13 protein-coding genes are annotated in these 17,382 nt (G+C 67.5%); 7 read left to right on the top strand and 6 right to left on the bottom strand.

Annotated elements, in window-relative coordinates; translation table 11 throughout:
* Positions 1–13: 13 nt before the first annotated feature.
* The 5 genes from ABD366_RS29535 to ABD366_RS29515 all read right to left on the bottom strand — a co-directional run bounded on the left by ABD366_RS29535 (position 14) and on the right by ABD366_RS29515 (position 5,270).
* A complete protein-coding gene (locus ABD366_RS29535) occupies positions 14–1,480 on the bottom strand; it encodes an SCO6880 family protein (protein ID WP_324773680.1) in 1,467 nt (488 codons plus the stop codon).
* 132 nt (positions 1,481–1,612) lie between these two features.
* Positions 1,613–3,022, bottom strand: a complete 1,410-nt coding sequence (locus ABD366_RS29530; RefSeq protein ID WP_324773678.1) for an SCO6881 family protein — start codon at positions 3,020–3,022, stop codon at positions 1,613–1,615.
* A 28-nt stretch (positions 3,023–3,050) separates the two neighbouring features.
* Positions 3,051–3,731 (bottom strand): hypothetical protein, encoded by a 681-nt coding sequence (locus ABD366_RS29525; protein ID WP_324773676.1) that lies wholly within the window; start codon positions 3,729–3,731, stop codon positions 3,051–3,053.
* Complete coding sequence (locus ABD366_RS29520) at positions 3,731–4,039, bottom strand: DUF6112 family protein (protein ID WP_011029048.1); 309 nt, start codon at positions 4,037–4,039, stop codon at positions 3,731–3,733. The genes ABD366_RS29525 and ABD366_RS29520 overlap by 1 nt, the downstream gene beginning before the upstream one ends.
* An 88-nt stretch (positions 4,040–4,127) precedes the next feature.
* Positions 4,128–5,270 carry a C40 family peptidase gene (locus ABD366_RS29515; protein ID WP_324773671.1) on the bottom strand — a complete coding sequence of 381 codons (1,143 nt, stop codon included), beginning with the start codon at positions 5,268–5,270 and terminating at the stop codon, positions 4,128–4,130.
* A gap of 580 nt (positions 5,271–5,850) precedes the next feature.
* Between ABD366_RS29515 and ABD366_RS29510 the strand changes: the two genes are divergently transcribed.
* Positions 5,851–6,597, top strand: a complete 747-nt coding sequence (locus ABD366_RS29510; RefSeq protein ID WP_047471334.1) for a DNA-methyltransferase — start codon at positions 5,851–5,853, stop codon at positions 6,595–6,597.
* A gap of 99 nt (positions 6,598–6,696) precedes the next feature.
* On the opposite strand, the gene ABD366_RS29505 is transcribed toward ABD366_RS29510, so the two are convergent.
* On the bottom strand, positions 6,697–7,632 hold the full coding sequence (locus tag ABD366_RS29505) for a DUF5655 domain-containing protein (protein WP_324773792.1): 936 nt from the start codon (positions 7,630–7,632) through the stop codon (positions 6,697–6,699).
* 171 nt (positions 7,633–7,803) lie between these two features.
* On the opposite strand from ABD366_RS29505, the gene ABD366_RS29500 reads away from it, so the two are divergent.
* The 6 genes from ABD366_RS29500 (at position 7,804) to ABD366_RS29475 (ending at position 17,264) form a co-directional block, all read left to right on the top strand.
* Positions 7,804–8,061, top strand: a complete 258-nt coding sequence (locus ABD366_RS29500) for a hypothetical protein (protein ID WP_324773666.1) — start codon at positions 7,804–7,806, stop codon at positions 8,059–8,061.
* Between the two features lie 56 nt (positions 8,062–8,117).
* The gene (locus tag ABD366_RS29495; RefSeq protein WP_324773664.1) at positions 8,118–8,354 is read left to right on the top strand and encodes a hypothetical protein; all 237 of its coding nucleotides are present in this window, start codon (positions 8,118–8,120) and stop codon (positions 8,352–8,354) included.
* 327 nt (positions 8,355–8,681) lie between these two features.
* The gene (locus tag ABD366_RS29490; RefSeq protein ID WP_324773662.1) at positions 8,682–10,253 is read left to right on the top strand and encodes a TIGR02677 family protein; all 1,572 of its coding nucleotides are present in this window, start codon (positions 8,682–8,684) and stop codon (positions 10,251–10,253) included.
* A complete protein-coding gene (locus tag ABD366_RS29485) occupies positions 10,253–11,674 on the top strand; it encodes a DUF2398 family protein (RefSeq protein WP_324773660.1) in 1,422 nt (473 codons plus the stop codon). The genes ABD366_RS29490 and ABD366_RS29485 overlap by 1 nt, the downstream gene beginning before the upstream one ends.
* Complete coding sequence (locus ABD366_RS29480; protein WP_324773658.1) at positions 11,671–16,008, top strand: TIGR02680 family protein; 4,338 nt, start codon at positions 11,671–11,673, stop codon at positions 16,006–16,008. Before ABD366_RS29485 ends, ABD366_RS29480 begins: the two co-directional genes overlap by 4 nt.
* A complete protein-coding gene (locus tag ABD366_RS29475) occupies positions 16,005–17,264 on the top strand; it encodes a TIGR02679 family protein (protein ID WP_324773656.1) in 1,260 nt (419 codons plus the stop codon). Before ABD366_RS29480 ends, ABD366_RS29475 begins: the two co-directional genes overlap by 4 nt.
* The last annotated feature ends 118 nt before the right edge of the window (positions 17,265–17,382 follow it).

Below are 17,382 nucleotides of genomic sequence, written 5' to 3'. Positions count from 1 at the left end.
TCGAAGGGAGGGGTCAGGCAGCGAGCGCGAGCGGCAGCGCGGCGGCGGTGAACGCCTCGGCCTGCTGCCAGGTCAGCGGCCGGAGATCGAGCTGGGCGCCGACAGCGGCGGTCTCCACGACGGCGCAGGCGGTGCGCAGCTCGTCCTCGGTGTCGGCCGAGACGGTCAGCAGACCGGTCAGGGCGACGTCGGCGTGCCCGGCGATGAGCTGGCGTTCGCGGGACTTGATGTCCTGGTACTCGATCGAGTCCGCCTCGGAGTCGACCTGGCCGCGCCGGGCCCGTTCGGCGGCGTCGGCGATCACGCTGGACTTCTTGCGCTGCACGTCGCGCAGGGCGGCGTCGAGGTTCTTCGGCTCGTAGGAGAGCGACAGCGTGCGCCGCACCCCGCCGGTGAACAGGAGCTGGTGCAGGAAGCCGGCGCTGGTCTCGGTGCGCGGCCAGTTCTCCACCCAGTAGGTGGCGTGCACGGCGGAGTCGGTGGCGATGTGGTCCGCCTTCTCGACGACCACGACGGGGCCGGCGGCGGCGGGCTCGGCCTCGGGGCGACCGGCCGTAGACCAGCGGTCGAGTGTCGCCAGCGCCTTCGGGTCGTAGGAGGTGCGCACCACGGCGGCGATCTCGCGGGCGGTGAGCCAGCCCGTCGGGGTGAGACCGGCGGTCCGCGCCGCCTGGTCGAACGTGGAGGTGAGCTGGGCGAGGACGCTGAAGGCACCGGTGAGACCGCCGCCAGCCTGGTTGATCAGCCGACGGGCCGCCTTGGTGTCCAGGGACACCGCGACGTACGCCTCGTGCGGGGCGGCTGCGGGACCGGCGCTCTGGATCAGCTCGTTGTAGATCGCGCCGGCCATCGGGGTGTCGGGGCGGCCGTGCTCTTCCCAGTAGCGGCGCAGCGCGTCGCCGGAGTCGGGGATGGTGCGCTCGATCACCTGGATGCGGGCGATCTGCCCGGTACGGGCGAGAGCTGCCAGCGCGCGTCCCCAGCCACCGACGTTGGTCTGCTGGGTGCCGGGGTCGAGCAGGGCGTAGGCGCGGGAGGAGACCTTGACCACCGCGGTCAGCGTCCCGGTGTGCGGGTTGTGGACGGCGCCGTACTTGCCGTCGGGAGCAGTGGTCACGCGCAGGCTGGCAGCGGTGCCGGGAAGGTGGAGCAGTCCCTCGCGGGTCGGCCGGCGAGAGGGGCGGGTGAGCCAGACGAGCTGGCCTCGCATCCGGCGCAGCGCGTACCGGACGACGATCGGGGCCCAGTCCGCCAGAGCACGGCCTCGGTGGCGGACGAAGACGAGCAGAGCGATCACGGCCCACAGCGGGATGAGCTGGAGGGCGCCGACCACACCGCGGGCGAGGATCACGGCGAGAAGGAGAAGGCCGGTGAGCCCGGCGACGGCCAACTGCGGGACGGACAGGCCGAGCAGGACGCCGCGCCTGCTGCGGTGCGGGAACTTCACGGTGGGCGTGGAGGACTGGTGCTTGCCGGACATGGTGGTTCCAGACGGTGGGAGCGGGCGGAGGACGGGGCGCGCGGCGCTCTTCTGGACGTCATGGCGAAACCTTCCTGCGGATGGGGAGGCGGGGGCGGGCCGTGGAGTGCGGCCCGCCCCCGGTGATGTGGGTCAGGAACCCGACGGCGGCTGGGTGGGATACACCCAGTTCGTCGGCGTCGCGGAGCCGGTGGCCGACGGACCGGACGCGGACGCCGGAGTGCCCGAGGCCGAAGGTCCGGGGTCGGCTGGCGGCATGGAGGTCATGTCGCCGCCCGGAGCCGATGCGGCAGCGAGGTGACCGGAACCGCCCGCAACGCCTTGGGCAGTCGACTCGGACCCTTCCGGTTCGTCCTCGCCAGGACGTGTGATCAGCGGCGGGATCCCAGGGCGCTGGATCAGAGCCCGGCCCTTGTCGCCGCTCGCGTCCGGGTCTTCGCCGTACCGGAAGCGGGTCTGCTGCTTGGGCGGCCCGGCGTCGATGCCCTCCTTGCTGAGGTTGCCGCCGGAGGGGTTGATACCGGAGGCGACGCCATCGGTGCCCGCGCCCGGGACCTGGTTCGGACCCTGCGGAGCGGGAGCGCCGGTACCGGCCCGCAGCGCGAGGCTGCCTGCGGTCTTCGCGGCTCCTGCGGCGACCGCCATGCCGGCGACACCAGTGCGGTGCATGTCGTCGTGGCCGCCGCCGTCGCTGGCCCAGTGCACGAACTTGTACGTCGCGTAGGGGCAGAGCAACACCAGGACCATCACGACGATGCCGGCCATCGCGTCGGACAGGGCCGCCATTCCGTCGCTGGCGTCGGTCTTGCCCATGGCGGAGACGCCGATCAGGAAGACGACGGTCATCAACAGCTTGGAGACGATCAGGGTGCCGGTGGCCTCGATCCAGCCGCGCCGCCACCGTTTGGCGACTTCCCAGCCGCCGCCCGCCCCGGCGAACACCGCGAGCGCGACCATGATCAGGACGCCGACCTTGCGGGCCACCATCACGCCCCAGTAGAGGAAGGCGCCGATCGCGCACCCGAAGGCCACCAGCGCGGGCACACCCCAGCCGAGGCCGTACATGGCCCCCATCTGATCAACCTTGATCACACGACGGATCGCGTCGTCGATCGAGGTGTTGGCGGCTTTGAAGAGGCCGTCGGACAGTGCGTCCACCATGGTGATGGCGACGGTCGTGAAGGCGATGGCGGAGAAGCTGAACAGGACTCCGGTCATGGTGCCGAACGCCGCCTTGGCGAGGGCGCGTTCGTCACGGCGCCAGGCCGCGGTCATGAGCTGGATGCAGAAGATGCCGACGGTCAGGGCGAGGCCGATGGGCAGCAGCAACTCGTAGTTGTCGCGGAACCACCCGGCGTTGAGATCGATGGCCGTCGTCTTGTTGACGGCCTTGGCGGCCAGGTCGGCCGCGCTGGACGCCAGCTCGCCCGCCGACTTCGCGATCCACGCGCCGAGACCGTCGGTGACGGTGCCGGCGGGGTTGGTGGCGAAGTCGACAGCGCCGCACACCTTGTCCATCAGCGGGAAGTCGCAGACTCCCATAGGTCATACCTCCGTTCTGGGGCGAGGGTCAGGGCGCGACGGACGGCATGACGCCGACCAGGGCGCAGGAATGGTTGGGCCGGCACTGGACCGCGAGGGTGGTGGACCGGCTCTCCGCGCCGCCGGCAGCCGAGCCCTTCCAGCGAATCGACTGCTTGCCGGAGACCGTGACGGCGTAGACGTACGCCTGGGTGATCGCCCCGGGGTCCTCCTGGAGAGCCTGGGTAAAGGCATGCGGGAAGTGCCCCTCGTTGATCCTGGCGGTGGCGACCTGCTTGTTGGCCGCCATCTCCTTCCACAGCACGGCCGAGGGGACCGCCTGGTCGACGGAGGCCGGGTCGGCGTACTTCGACTCCGTGGTCAGCCAGCCGCGCAGCGCCTTGCGCAGCTCTGGCTGCGAGTACGCGCGGGTGTCGTACGACCAGAGCGCTGCGGCGGCGGCCTTCCCGTACGTGATCGGGTCGTGGGTTTTCGGCGGAACGGGCAGAGCGCGGGGCCGGGTGTGCGGCCCGGACGGTGTCGCGGGCGACGAGGACGTAGTGGGCGAACTCGGCGGTGGGGAAGCGGTATCGGAGGGGCTTCGGCCCTCGCGGGTGAGGTAGGCGGCCAGGCCGGCGAGGGTGACGAGCACCGCCAGGACGGCAGTGCCGAGCAGCGCCCGGCGGCGCACGCGAGATGCGCCGCCGGGGTGGGTGGAGTGCTGAGCCATCAGTGGACCTGCGTCCCGAGCGTCGAGAAGAACGCCACTACACCGTTGGCCGCACCGAGAAGAAGGGCCGCGCCAGCGCTGACCAGCACGCCCTTCTTCCCGTTCGCCTCGGCCTGGTGACCACCGGAGTGGTGACCCCAGGCCCACACGCCTGCACTGACGGCGAGGGCTCCGACCACGGCGATGAGCCCGAACAGGTTGATCGAGCCCATCACCTGCTTGAGGACGTTGAGGCCAGGGAGCCCGCCCTCGTTGGGCTTGATTCCGGGGTCATAGGCGAGCTGTATAACCTGTTCAGCGAGATACACGGGAACTCCAGTTCGAATGAGCGCACGCCAAAGCCCGGTGGGGCGAACCAGCGGTGCGAGGGGAGGTGAGGAGGGGGAGGAGCGCCGGTCAGACGACTCGGCGGGCCGCGAGAATCCGCGATTTCCAGGACGCGACGGTGGTGATCCGTACGACGTCACCGGTGTGCGGGGCGTGGACGATCAGGCCCTGCCCGATCGCCATCCCGACGTGTTCCGGTACGGCGGCCGTCCCCTCGGTGAAGAGGAGGTCGCCCGGCTTGAGGGCATCGACCGAGACGGCCTTGCCGTCCTTGACCTGCGTGTACGTGGTCCGCGTGAGGGTGACCCCGGCGGCCTTGTACGCGCCCTGCATCAGGGAGGAGCAGTCGCAGCGGCCCATCGGGTTTTTGCCGTGGGAGTCGGTGCACGTGCCGCCCCACTGATACGGGGTGCCGAGCTGGCCGAGCGCCCACCGGATCGCCGTCTGCACCTTCGGCGGCGCGGAGGCGGGAATCTTGTACTCCTTCGGCAGTGCACCCGCCGGGATGGTGCCGAAGTCCGTCCCGTCGCCGTCCGCCGAACAACCCCCCGCGGAATCGGGAGACGGGCTGGTGTCGGCAGAGCCGGACGGCGACGGGCTCGGCGATGCGTCGCCGGCCTTCTGCAGCAGGGGCTCGATGGCCTTCTGCAGGGCGGTGGCCAGCGGCTCCCATTTGGCGTACGCCTCCGGAAAGCCCGACTTCTGTACCGCCTGGGCGGCCTGGGTGACAGAGAGGGACTGCCAGCCGGAGACCTTCTTGAGCCCCTCGTAGAACTTCGTCGAGGCGTGCACCGGGTCGAGGATCTGGCTGGCCGTACCCCAGCCCATCGACGGCCGCTGCTGGAAGAGACCCAGCGAATCGCGATCGCCGTAGGTCGGGTTCCGCAGGCCGCTCTCCTGCAGCGCGGTCGCCAGGGCGACGACCTGCCCTCGGGCGGGGATGTTCATCGCGACGCCCGTGGCCTGGATCGTCTTTGCGTTGGGCACTTGGTCGGCAGGTGCGTCCAGCCCCGGCACGGAGACCGAGCCCTCGTCGCCGCCGTCCAGGATGGCCTTCACCTGCTTGACGACGGCGGAGGCGTCCACACCCTGTGCACCGTCGGTCGAGCACGAAGCCGAGGCGGTCCCGGCCCCGATGCCAAGGATCGGCAGTGCCAGCAGGAGTGGTCCGGTGGCGCACAGACCAACGAGGGCTCCCGTCGTCTTCTTCACGGCCGCCGCCGTTCAGCGCGACGGCGGTGCGGACCGGTCGAGGGAGGTGGGTCGGGGCGCGGGTGTGTCAGGGCATGCTGCATCGCAGCGGCTCCTCGGTGTTCGAAGGAGACGCGGTGCCGACTTCTCGTGCAAAGCCGTCGGCACCGCGCCGATGTGCATCCGCCTCTCGGCGGGCCCGGGTCAGAGGAGTTGGTAGCTCCAGGACGCCGGTTTCAGGTCACGCGCGGCAGCCAGCCGCGCTCGTAATCTCAGGCAGTGCACAGGGGCCTCCTCATGGCGCTCGCGGGCAGATGGGCAACATGCCTCCGACGCTGCTCGATTGGACGAGATAGCACGGATAAGCACAGCTCAACGGGGGTGGAGCAGCGCTCCTTCCCGGTGGCACGGCGAGACAGTAGACCGGGATTCCGGCCGCGCCAAACGACTGCCATCCAGGGGCCCGAAGCAGGGAGCCACCTCGTTAGGTGCGGCCGGAATTCGCCGTTAACCTCCGCTGCAACCTCGCACCGGATGCACGCCGTTGAGCGCTGCCCGGAGCAGGTCCAGACTCCGCCGCGCCCGAAGAGAGGCCCTCCCCATGAGCTACACGCTGCACCGAGGCGACGCCCTGACCGTCCTGAAGTCCCTCCCGGACGAGAGCGTCCAGGCGGTGATCACCGATCCGCCGTACAACTCCGGGGGCCGCACCAGCTCCGACCGGACCGGCCGTACCGCACGTGCCAAGTACGTCACGAGCAACTCGGCGCACGACCTCGCCAACTTCCCGGGCGAGAACCGCGACCAGCGCTCCTACCGCTCCTGGCTCACCGAACTTCTCACCGAGGCGTACCGGGCCTCGACCGAGCACGCGGTCGCCATGGTCTTCACCGACTGGCGGCAGGAGCCGACCACCTCCGACGCCCTTCAGATGGCGGGATGGACCTGGAGCGGCACGATCCCGTGGATCAAGCCGTCCAGCCGACCCCGCAAGGGTGGGCCGAAGCAGGACTCGGAGTTCATCATCTGGGGCGTCAAGGGCTCCCTCGACAACACCCGCGACCTCTACCTGCCGGGGCACTACATCGCCTCCCAGCCCCGCAAGGGCCGAGTTCACATCACCCAGAAGCCCGTCGAGGTCATGCAGCAGCTCGTCCAGGTCTGCCCCGAGGGCGGCACCGTCCTCGACCCGTTCACCGGCAGCGGCTCCACCGGGGTCGCGGCCCTGCGCGAGGGACGCCGCTTCGTAGGCGTCGAGCTGTCCGCGCACTACGCCGACGTCGCCGAGGAGCGGCTGCGGGCCGAACTGACGAAGGACGACTTCGAGCTGGCCGGACCGGAGGCATGATCGTGAGAGCGAAGAGAGGCCAGGGCCTGCGGCCCACAGACGCCAAAGGGGCGGCTGGAGCATCGACTAACCGATGCGCCAGCCGCCCCTCCTGTTACGTCAGGCCGCCTCGAACGCCCGCCGGATCAGCGGCGCCGCCTTCTCCAAGTCGGCTGCCGAGACGACGCGGACCTCCAGGTCGCCGGTCCCGAGATGTCCGATACCGCGCATGTCCCGGGTGAAGCCCTCCTCCAGCGCGACCGTGTCCGGGTCGAGTCTGAGGTACACCAGGATCGCCTCGTGCTTCGGACGGAAGATCACCGACGCCACGTTCACCAACCGCCGGTAGGCGATGTAGTGCCGCAGGGACGCCACCTCCACCTCGCCCCATGCCGTAAGCGCCTCGTCCAGTTCCGCGTACAGGTCCCGCAGGCACTCCGGCACCGCTCCTCCACCAGCAGGCGCAGAGACCGCCGAAGCCGTCGGCGCGCTGTCCGCCACGGGTGCCCGCTCCCGGCCCCGGCGAGACGAGGCAGCGCTCGGGAAGCCGGTCGCGGAGTCCACGAGCAGCAGCCCCAGCAGGCCACCGTCGAAGATCCGGTAGCGCACCAGGTCGATCCGCTCGGGCAACCTCTGCACCGCCACCCGGTCGTGGTGCGAGAAGCCCGCCGCGATGCAGATCATCCGCGGACGACGCCAGTCGACGGACTCAGCGGCCTCCGCCCCCAGCACCTTCCGCACGAGCGCCTCGAACTCGTGGTGCGCCGACTCCAGCCAGGACAGGTAGGAGACAGCCTGGGACATCACCCCGCTGTCCGAGCCCTTCTTGAACTCGATCACCACCGGACTGCCGTTCTCATCGAGTCCCAGGGTGTCGATCCGCCCCCGGTGCCAAGGCCCGGTCGGATACTCCGAGGCCAGGAAACGGACGCCCAGCATCTGCTCCAGGCCGGCCTCGACCCGCCGCTGCAGCTCCACCTCCAGCGCCACCGTCGAGCCGGCCAGCTCGACATCCCGTCCGTCCGCGTCCTGCCGGAACATCATCAGCTCGGCCACCAGCGCCCCCTCCCGCGATCTCTGCAAGGAAGCCAATCGAACGAACGCCCTGGTTATTCCACCTCTGGCGCGCCGGACCGTCTAGTGGGGCCGGTTTCACGCTGAGGGGTAGCGGAAGACGCCTGCGTGGCCGGTTGCCCTTGTAATCGAACATCCGATCTAATAGTTGCTATGCGCCCGTACGACTTCCCCCCTGACCTCCTACGTGACCAGACCGCCTGGTACAGCACCTACCGGCAGCTCGCGGATGGTTTCTCGGCCGCCAGCCCGACCGAAGGGCGCCGCCGTCTACTGGAGCTGTCGGCCCGGATCGCCGACCACCCGTTCTGGAGAGGATCGGCAGGAACCCCGGCTGCCCGGATGGAGCTGAAGGAGCTGGCCCAGCGCAACGTCCCCAGCGCGACCCCGGCCGTCCGGCGGGCGGGGTGATCGACAGCCAGCGCGCACGATGGCCAGGCAGGGTCACCGACTGCGGGGTGGAGTGCATGCGCAGCGCGCCGATCGTCGTCCATCGTCCCTCGGCGGCGGGCGGCCGGCGGGTCACGGTTTACCGCCGAGGTCGTGACGAGATCCTGGGCACCGCCTACTCCGACCACGATGTGGTCGTCTTCCTCGAAGCGCTCGGCATCCCTGACCCCGACGGAGTCCTGAACGATCCGAAGTGGCTGGAGTGGCGCGATGGCCCAGACCGCCCGTGGCCCACCGCGCCCGAGGGGCGCTGACCCGGTTCCGTACGAGGTCACCGTCTGCTGCCGCACCACCCGCATCGGCTGGGTCGATCCGGCTGACCTGGAGCTCAGCGCTGCGCTTCTTTTCACTGCAGTCCGTAGCCGTGCTGGCCACCGGGCGAATTCTGGCCAGATATTGCGGGCTTTATCAGCCCAGCGACTATCAGCTCACCTGATCCGAAAGTGGCTTCTCGGGCGATAGCTGCCTGAGGGCATGGCCGTTGAGCGGCTTCAGGGGCAACCTGTTCCGAGCACTCCGGCGTGATTGTCAGTGGCAACTGTCAGGGTAGGAGCAGTAGATGTGAACGAGGGGCGGTGTAGGTGCTGCAGCGTGATGACTCGGGAATCGCAGAGTCGTTCGATTTAGATTCGTTGACAGTGGGCGACCGGCTCAGACTGTTCAACTTCACCCAGCGCGATAACCACGTCGCGTACCTGTGGGTGCTGCGGGCGATGAATGTGCTGCGGGCTGTGCACCAGGTTCAGGTCCACACCGATGACGTGGCGAAGGCCTTGAGCGAACTTGCGGCAGCGCACGACGAGGTACCGAGTGCTACAGACCTGAACCTGCGGGCCATGCTTGACAATCTCGCGGCCGAGGACGAGCAGGTCCTCTACAAAGTGGAGGACGCGACTCGGTGCGGCAATCTGGCCGCTTACCGCAACCGCCAGTCGGTGTACCAGTTCACTGAGATCGGCTACCGCGTCTACTGCGCGGTGGAAGAGGTCATCGGGTCGCGGGTCCAGGACGCAAACCTGTCGCGTCTGGTCTTCGCCGACATCCTGGCGGACTTCAAGGCCCTGGCCACCGCGAACCGGCAGGGCGACCAGGACGAGGTCTACCGCAAGCTCACCCGGCTCGACAGCGTGCTGGAGGACATGACCCAACGGGCAGCGCGCTTCTATTTGACGCTCAACGACGTAGTCCGTACAACGGACATCTCCCCCGAGACGTTCCTCCGGTACAAGCATGCGCTGCTGGCCCACATGAGCGAGTTCACGGCCGAACTGGAACGCTATGCGCCCCGCCTGGCTGAGGCTGTGCATGAGGTGGAGGACACCGGGGTGGAGACGCTGCTGGAGCGGGCGGCCGCAGCGGACGAACGGCCCATGATGCGCCCGGCTGTACGGCTGGAGGACTGGCGGCGGCGCTGGATGGGGCTGCGGCAGTGGTTCTTGGCCGATGGCGCGGGCGGGTCCAGGGCGGATCAGTTGCAGGGCGCCACTCGCACCGCGATCTCTGGGGTCATCGCCTTGCTGAGGCAGGTCACGGAGTCACGCAGAGGCGGCGTGAGCCGCACTACTCAACTGCGGCATCTGGCCGCGTGGGCTGCCGCGGCACCGGATGAGCAGGCGGCAAACGCTCTGGTCGCCGCCGCTTTCGATCTGCGCTCCGTACGGCATCTTTCGGGCGCACACGACGATGACGACCAGATCTCGCCGCGTTCGACGTGGTGGGAGGCGCCGGGTGTGGAGATCAGCATCAGCCTCTTCAAGCACGGTAAGAGGCCGGCGCAGGGAGGTCCGCAGCCGGTGCGGAAGTCCCGGGGCGCGCACGCCCGCCTGCGCGAGGCTCAACTGGCAGAGCGGGCCGCGGAACGGAGCGCGGCGGAAACGCTCCTGGAGCACGGACCTCATGATCGAGTACTGAACCAGGCGGAGACTCGCGCCGTGCTCAAGCTGCTGACCCGCGCCCTGGAGGCGCGAACGGTCGTCGCGGGACGTCTGCGCTCAGGCACCGGCAGCAGCGATGTGCTGACGCTGCGTCTTGTGCCCAGTGAACGCGGGAGTCGCGTGCGGACCGAAACCGGCACGCTGCACCTGCCCGGTTTCGCCCTGGAGATCAAGCCACACGGTGCGATGCGTCGCCGTCTCGGATCGGGAGCGCCTTGATGCCTGCCCATCGCGTAGCCGCATCTGTGGAGCCCGCGGACCTCAGCTCGTACCAGCAGGCGGCCCGGCTCTTGTTGTTGCACAGCGTGGTCACCGAGACCTACCCGCGGACCAAGGCGCTTGCGTCGGTCCTGCAGTGGGCCGACGAACTGACGAAGGACTTCCGGGACCTTTTCGGATACACGCTGTCCACGAGTGCCCGTCATGCTCGCCTGCTGCGGCGGCTGGATACCTTCGACGAGAGCCAGGCGTTTCTCACGGTGAAGAGTAAAAAGCCCTTCGACCGGCGGCGGCTCGCGTACCTCTGTCTGGTCCTGGCGTGCTTGAACCGGTCGCGGATAGAGATCACCCTCGCCGATCTGGTCAAGTTCCTTGCTCCGTACGCCAACGCCATCGAGTATCTCGGCTTCGACGCGACGGCAGCGGGCCACAAGGACGCGGTCGTTGACGTGATGGACTGGCTTGTCGACCGAGGGGCGCTGCGGATTTCCGACGGTTCCACCGAGGACTGGGCCCGCGACCACGATCGTGGGGACGCTCTGTTCGACATCGACCACGACACCTGCGCAGCCCTCTTCAAGCCCAACAGACCCTTGCAGCACCTGACGAGTGCCGCCGGTCTGCTGGACACTCCGACCGCGGGCACCGGGCGGGACCCGCGTCGGCGTTTGGCTGCCCAGCGGGCCCGACGGATGCTCATCGAGCACCCGGTGGTCTACTTCGCCGGCATCGACCCGGAAACCGCGACCGCGCTGCGCCAGCCCACTCTGGCCGAGGACATCGCACGTCTGACCGGTCTGCCCGTCGAGCGCCGGGCTGAGGGGATCATGCTTGTCGATACCACGGGGCGTTTCACCGACAAGCGTTTCCCGGGGCGAGGAGGGGCAGTCAACCGGACCGCCGGTCTGATACTGGCGAAGATCGCGGACCTACAGGAAGACCCCGACCGTTCCGGCAGCCTGCAGCGCCTTCTCCCACCTGACCCGCGAGAAGAACACGCGGATCTGTTGAGTCGCATCGACATGGCCCTGCCCGAGGCCGGCACACTCGAAGCCCTCGCCCATGACCCGCAGACGGACAACGGCCAAGGGACGTACGGACCAGGAACGGAAGCCGACGCAGCCGAACAGCGGGCGGGCCTGCCGTTCGTTGAGCAAGGCGTGCTGGAGCAGATGATCACCGAGCTGTACGAGGAGTTCGGTCCGTCCTCGTTCACCAATAAATGGCAGGGCGATCCCGGAGGGCTTCTGGCCGAGGCCCTCTCTCTGCTGGCAGACCTGCGCCTGGTAGACCTCGTCCCTGGGGGAATCCTGGTGTGCCCTGCCGCGGCGCGTTACCGCAATATCACCGCCGTGCTGCCTCGACCTGCGTACGAAGGTCAGTTCGCCCTCGACTTCCCCCTAGAGGACACCTCTCGATGACGCTCATCCCGCATCCCCGCAATGCCGAGTATCCGGAGGCCCGATTCAAGCCCACGCGTGCGGGCGTGATCGGCCTGTGGGACTACATCGACGAGGAATTCGTCTTCGCCGACGGTCGCCTGGTGCTTCGCGGGCACAACGGATCCGGCAAGACCAAGGCCCTGGAGGTGCTCTTCCCCCTTGTGCTGGACGGCGTCCTAGACGCACGACGGCTGGATCCGTTCAGTGGCGAGGAGCGGACCATGAAATCGAACCTGCTCTACAAGAAGCAGGAGTCCGCATACGGCTATGTATGGATGGAATTCGCCCGCACTGCCCCCGACGGCAAGGTCATCGAGGCTGTTACCGCTGGCATCGGCATGCGAGTGACGAAAGCGATGCCCTCGCCGGCCCGCTTCTACTTCGTCACCGATGGCCGCATGGGCCTCGACTTTGGTCTCCTGGACGATGCCTCGCGGCCTCTGCGGGAAAAGGCACTGGCGAAAATGCTGGGCGAGGATGCCACGTACGAGACGGCAGAGGCATACCGCGATGCCATCGACGACCGGCTGTTCGGCCTTGGACGCGAGCGCTACAGCCAACTGATCAACCTGCTGCTCCAGTTGCGGCGCCCTCTCCTGGCCAAGGACCTGGATCCGGCCAAGGTGTCCGACACCCTCACCGCGGGTCTGCGCCCCGTCGACGAAGACCTGATCAAGCAAGCTGCCCAGGACTTCGAGAACCTCGCAGAGATCCAGGCGCTCCTCAATGCCTTGGCCGGGGCCGACACAGCCGTACAGAACTTCCTCCGTGAGTACACCAGTTACCTTCAGGTCCACGCCCGAGACCGCGTAGACCAGGTCAAGGAGCGCACGCAGGCCACGGCCGATGAGTGCGCCAAGATCCTTCAGGCAGCGGAGGAACGGCGGACCGCCGACGGGCAACTGGCTGAGGCACGGCAACGCCGGGACATCGGTGAACGGCATTGCAAAGAGATCGGCACACGCCTCGCCACCCTCAGGAACCATGACGCCGTTACACAGCAGAAGGACCTCGACGAGCTACGTGACCGAGTGCGCGACGAGAGCCAGGGCATCAAAGACAGCGACCGCCTCCTCAAAGGCGCTTGGGGGCACCTCGCCACTCTCAAGGGTGAGGCAGCGAGGATCGGCGAGCGGTGCGAGAAACTCAACGCAGCCGCATTACGGCACACCCGAGACCTCTTGGACGCGGCACGCAGCTCCGGCATCCTCCTCGAAGAAGACGCACTGGACTTCGATGCCGCGTTCCAGACGCACGTCGTCGGCTACACGACCGCGCGCGAAACCGAACTCGAGGATGTGCGCCACCATCTCAACGCAGTCGAGCAAGCTATGGAGGATCAGGGCCGCGAGCAAAAACGTGTGGATATCGCCGCTGCTGAACTCACGGAGACCGAGCAGAAGTCAGCTGCCGCCGCCGATCAACTCAGCCAGGCGCGCGCAGAGGCCACCCAGGATCTCGACCAAGTTATCGCTCGCTGGACCAACGACGGCGAAGCCGCGGTTCTCTGCCCCGCCGACCGTGCACCCCTGCTCGCTGCTTTGGCCGCCGCAGGAGAGCCGGCACCGACCCCGCTGCCTGAGGTCTTCCACTCTCTCACTGATCAGCGCCGAACTGCTGCCCTCACCCGCGTCGAAACGCTCAAGAGGCAGTACGACGACATCTCGGACGCCCTGCATAAGACGCGAAGCGAGCGAGACAGGGTGGCGGCTGAAGAAGACGAGGCACCTCCGCTCAGCGACCTGCGACCCGCCAACAGAGAGGGAAGGCCAGGCGCTCCGCTGTGGCAGCTCGTACGGTTCGCCGATCACATTTCCGATGACCACGCTGCCGCGGTGGAAGGCGCCCTGTACGCGGCCGGGTTGCTCACCGCATGGCTGCACCCCGACTCGGAGGCCACCGACCAGGCACTGCGGGATAAGGTCGCCGATGCCTATTTGCGTCCACTGCCCGTCACGCAACGGCCCACCGGGAGCACACTGGCCGACATCCTGATTGTCGAAGACCAGGAACATGTGAGCCCCGAAGGTGTGCAAGCCGTCCTCGCTTCCATCGGTGTCGCGGACGAAGCTCCGACAGCCGACAGAGACATCGACACGGATAGTGCCCCTTGCATGACTGTCGGGTCGCATTTCTCCCTGGGCGTTCAGGTCGGTGCCCATCCCAAGGAACAACCGGAGTACATCGGAGCCACCGCACGGGCTGCACGCCGACGTGAGCGGCTGAGCCGCATCGATGGGGCCATCGCCGTGCTGGAGACCCAGCTCAAGGATGCCGAGGGTCAACGGCAGAACGCCCAGGAGGAGTTCGACGACTTCGACCGCGCGCGCCGCCAGCTCCCCAGTACCCAGATGATCGTCGAAGCGGCACGCCAGGTGGCAGTGATCGCCAGCAATCTCGCCGGATCTCGCCGTCGCCTTGAGAAGGCTCGAAAAGACCTTGATGGTGCTGTTGCTCGTGCACACGAGAAGAAGCGGTTGCTGAGACAAGCCGCCACTGCCGCGCGGCTTCCTACGACCCGTGAGGAACTGAAAGGTGTCGCCCAGGCCGTCACCGATTTCGGCGCTGCTGGCAAGGAGCTTGCGGTATGCCGAGAACAGATTGATGAGGCCGAGAAGGACCTCGCGGGCCGCAAAGAGATTATCGAAGGGCAGGCGCAGACCTACGCCGAGGAGGCCGAGCAGCTGCAGACACGCAAGGATGCTTTCGCCGTCCTGGAAGAGCGGCTACGTACGAGGCAAGAGACGCTTGAAGCACCGCTCCGGGAGATCCTCCAGAAGATCAAGGCGGCCGAGGGGCAGCTGGCGGAAGCAGAGAAGGCACACCGGCGAGCGGTGAAGGACGTCGAAGACCAGCGTGACCGGCTCATGAAGGCCAAAAACACTCTGGAGTTCGTCGGCGACGTCCTGACGACCGCCGTGCGGGAGCAGGTACGAACGACCCTCACCCTTGAGCCGTATGCCCGGCCGGACCTGCTCGGCCTCCTCGACACGGTGGTGGACACCGTCTGGGTACCGCGCGAAGTGTGGCCATCTGCCGAGGAGACCGTGCGGCGACTCATGGACACGCTGACTGCCCACGACACCTCGGTCACTGGCATCGAGGCAGCCCGCAGCGCCGTCCCTACGACCGTCATCTCCCTTGTCGATGCACTCGATGAAGCTACGCAGGGTCGCCGTATCACCGAGAGCCTCCTGAAGACCGCCACGACAAAGATTTCCACGGCCATCACCGCGTTGGAAGGCGCCCTGCTCGGATCCGATCAGGGTTACCTCTTCGAGTGGGAGCAGGCCGGCGACATCATCCTGGCCCGGGTTACCGACAGCGAAGGCCCGGCGCCGGTGGCGGACTTCGGGCGTCGATTAGCCGAACAACTCGCCGACCAGCGGGTATTGCTGGAGGAGAAGGAACGCACGGTCCTTGAAGACGGCTTGCTGACTGGGCTCGCCGAGCAGATTCACAGCCGCACCACTGCGGCCCGCGATTTGGTCCGGAACATGGACTCCGACACCCGGGCCAGGCCGATGTCATCCGGAACGACGGTCGGCATCCACTGGGTCGCCTCCGACAGCCTGACCGACTCCCAGAAGGCCGTCAGCAAACTGCTGGAGAAGGACGCGTCCGGACTCGCCCCCGCGAGCTTGGCCGAACTCCGTTCCCACCTGCGCAGCCAGATCCGCACCAAGGCCGCCGCGGACAAAAAGCAGAGTTACCAACACGTGATCGCCGAAGTCCTGGACTACCGGTCCTGGCGCAAGTTCGAACTTCGGCTGTTCCGCCCGGGCATGAGCGAGGAGGAGAGGAAGAAAGGAGAAGTACTCACCAAGGCCAAACACAGTGTGATGTCCGGCGGTGAGAAGTCTGCCTCCATCCACCTGCCACTCTTCGCCGCCGCCCACGCCCAGTACAGTTCCGCCTACCCCACTTGCCCACGCCTGATCGCCCTCGACGAGGCGTTCGCCGGCATCGACGAGAAGTACCGCCCCGACTTGCTCGCCCTCACGGCCAAGTTCGACCTCGACCTCTTCATGACCGGCTACGACCTGTGGATCACGTATCCCGACGTACCGCAGATCTCGCACTACGACATGAAGCACGACGAGGCATCTCACGCTGTCTCCGCCATGCTGCTGGTCTGGGACGGCGAACAGATCCTCGACGACGTCGGATACCCCGGATCCGAAGATCTGGCCGCCGAGCTGCTCAGCTTCCGGCCAAGCCGCCACGTTCCGGCCCACGCGGGGTTGCTCACCGACGTGTCTGAGGAAGAGCCGATGGACACCGGCACTGGGGAAAACGAGGGGGAGCAATGAGCCTGCCGACGCCCGACGCATACGAGCGCTATCGCGGCCCCGAGTTCCGCCGCCTTCTTGGAGCTGCCCGGCGCTCTCTTGAACGCAATGGAGGCGAGATCACCGGCTCCATCGGCCTGACAAATCCAACGACACATGAGCGCAACGCCATCATCGGCATCACAGGGGTGTATCGCTCGGCGGACGTCCGCCGAGTCTCTCTTCCACTCGAGGCACTGGACCAGAACGTCCGCAACGCCACCGGCGCTTCCCTCCGGGAGCTCTTGGAACGACTCGGTCCTTCGCTGCGGTTTCGAGCCGACGAGCGGAGCGCCATTGATCAGGCCCGGCAGCAGCTGTTGGCCGAGGGAGAGGTCAGCACGCTTCACGTCCAGAACCCCTGGTACAAGGAGTGGCTGAGCGGCCTTGCCTCTGACGGGACGATCACTGGGCTGATCAATAAGAAGGACGAACGCCTCCTCATCCAGGCCATCCGCGTTCTGGAATACCTCTATGCACGCGCCAGCGGTTCGCCCCCGGTCATGCTGGCCGCCTTGGCTGACGCGACCACGGGAAACACCAAGGCCCTCAACCCTGGCCAAGGCTCGCTGCCGACCCTCGTACTCCGTGCGTTGGCAACAGCACGAGGAGTTCCGCTCGCGGCAGGAGCCGAGGCCCGGCGCGAGCTCTGGGACGCGTTCGACGTCATCGTCGACGACCTGGCCAGCCGCGTCCTCGTCCTCAACCTGCCGGCGGCTGGTCGAGGGCTGGGGGAGTGGCTCACGGACGCGGCTCGATACGGCACCCCCTTTCACGTCACACTTCACCAGCTGGTCACCTTGCCTGTCACCGTTCATGTGCCGAGGGTGTACGTGTGTGAGAACCCAGCTGTCCTCCGCCGCGCCGCTGGAGAACTCGGTGCAAGCAGCCCGCCGTTGATCTGCGCCGAAGGCCGACCGTCAACGGCCTTCCACCGACTGGCCCGCTTGATCGTCAACGGAGGGGGTCGGCTCCTCTACCACGGGGACTTCGACTGGCCGGGAATCGACATGACCAATCAGCTCATCGGCCGCTACGGAGCCGAGCCCTGGAAGATGAGCGCTGCGGATTACCTGGAGGGGCTCCGGACCGAAGACGACCACGTCGCCTTGTCCGGGAAGGCCCGTAGCACTTCATGGGACCCGCGTTTGAGTAATGCGATGCAGGAGCATCAGGCGGCTGTCTACGAGGAAGGCGTCGCTGACGCCCTCCTGGCAGATTGGGGTGACCAACTCTGATCATGGGTGGGTGATGACCTGCTGAGCGGGCAGCCGACAGCCGCTGGGGCCGGGTGCCCCACGGTAGAGCGGCAGAGACGACAAAACCCTGCATGCCCCGTACAACGAGCGACTAGGC

Source organism: Streptomyces kunmingensis, from assembly GCF_039533535.1.
In the GTDB taxonomy this organism is placed as follows: domain Bacteria; phylum Actinomycetota; class Actinomycetes; order Streptomycetales; family Streptomycetaceae; genus Streptomyces; species Streptomyces kunmingensis.
This window is presented reverse-complemented; position numbering and strand designations above follow the sequence as displayed.

What these genes read in the sequence shown, in the direction of transcription:
- ABD366_RS29535 (WP_324773680.1), bottom strand. Translation starts at nt 1,480, where the DNA reads ATGTCCGGCAAGCACCAGTCCTCCACGCCCACCGTGAAGTTCCCGCAC.
- ABD366_RS29530 (WP_324773678.1), bottom strand. Translation starts at nt 3,022, where the DNA reads ATGGGAGTCTGCGACTTCCCGCTGATGGACAAGGTGTGCGGCGCTGTC.
- ABD366_RS29525 (WP_324773676.1), bottom strand. Translation starts at nt 3,731, where the DNA reads ATGGCTCAGCACTCCACCCACCCCGGCGGCGCATCTCGCGTGCGCCGC.
- ABD366_RS29510 (WP_047471334.1), top strand. Translation starts at nt 5,851, where the DNA reads ATGAGCTACACGCTGCACCGAGGCGACGCCCTGACCGTCCTGAAGTCC.
- ABD366_RS29500 (WP_324773666.1), top strand. Translation starts at nt 7,804, where the DNA reads ATGCGCCCGTACGACTTCCCCCCTGACCTCCTACGTGACCAGACCGCC.
- ABD366_RS29495 (WP_324773664.1), top strand. Translation starts at nt 8,118, where the DNA reads ATGCGCAGCGCGCCGATCGTCGTCCATCGTCCCTCGGCGGCGGGCGGC.
- ABD366_RS29485 (WP_324773660.1), top strand. Translation starts at nt 10,253, where the DNA reads ATGCCTGCCCATCGCGTAGCCGCATCTGTGGAGCCCGCGGACCTCAGC.
- ABD366_RS29480 (WP_324773658.1), top strand. Translation starts at nt 11,671, where the DNA reads ATGACGCTCATCCCGCATCCCCGCAATGCCGAGTATCCGGAGGCCCGA.
- ABD366_RS29475 (WP_324773656.1), top strand. Translation starts at nt 16,005, where the DNA reads ATGAGCCTGCCGACGCCCGACGCATACGAGCGCTATCGCGGCCCCGAG.